General features: G+C 53.3%; 1 protein-coding gene. It reads left to right on the top strand.

Features of this window, described 5'->3' with window-relative positions; all coding sequences use genetic code 11:
- Positions 1-67: 67 nt before the first annotated feature.
- A partial coding sequence (locus KHQ23_RS26240) for an IS630-like element ISEc33 family transposase (RefSeq protein ID WP_211777068.1) occupies positions 68-824 on the top strand: 757 nt, incomplete at its 3' end.

Raw genomic sequence — 824 nt, 5'->3', positions numbered from 1 at the left:
AACTCAGCCCGGATTGTGCGATCTGATCAATCGCCAAACCAACCAAAACCACCAACCGGACTGAGCGATGCCGATCATAGCACCAATACCCCGTGGCGAACGACGCCTGATGCAGAAAGCTATTCATAAAACGCGCGATAAAAATCATGCCCGCAGACTCACGGCCATGCTGATGCTTCATCGGGGTGAACGGGTCAGCGATGTTGCCAGAACTCTCTGTTGTGCCCGTTCATCCGTTGGTCGCTGGATTAACTGGTTTACGCACTCAGGTATTGAAGGCCTGAAATCCTTACCCGCAGGGCGCTCCCGACGCTGGCCTTTTGAACATATCTGCACCCTGTTACGTGAGCTGATAAAGCATTCTCCCGGCGATTTTGGTTATCAACGTTCACGCTGGAGCACCGAATTACTGGCAATAAAAATCAATGAGATAACCGGTTGCCAGTTACATGCAGGAACCGTTCGCCGCTGGTTGCCATCTGCGGGGCTTGTATGGCGCAGGGCCGCGCCAACTCTGCGTATCCGTGACCCACATAAAGATGAAAAGATGGCGGTAATCCACAAAGCGCTGGATGAATGCAGCGCAGAGCATCCGGTATTTTATGAAGATGAAGTGGATATCCACCTTAATCCTAAAATCGGTGCGGACTGGCAGTTGCGCGGACAGCAGAAACGGGTAGTGACGCCGGGGCAGAACGAAAAATACTATCTGGCCGGCGCACTGCACAGTGGCACGGGTAAAGTCAGCTACGTGGGCGGCAACAGCAAAAGTTCAGCGCTGTTTATCGCTCTGCTGAAGCACCTGAAAGCCACTTACCGGCGGG

It is taken from the genome of Klebsiella sp. 64 (genome assembly GCF_018223915.1).
Taxonomy (GTDB): domain Bacteria; phylum Pseudomonadota; class Gammaproteobacteria; order Enterobacterales; family Enterobacteriaceae; genus Klebsiella; species Klebsiella pneumoniae.
The sequence above is the reverse complement of the archived record's forward strand: the minus strand, read 5'-3'. Positions and strand labels throughout refer to the sequence as shown.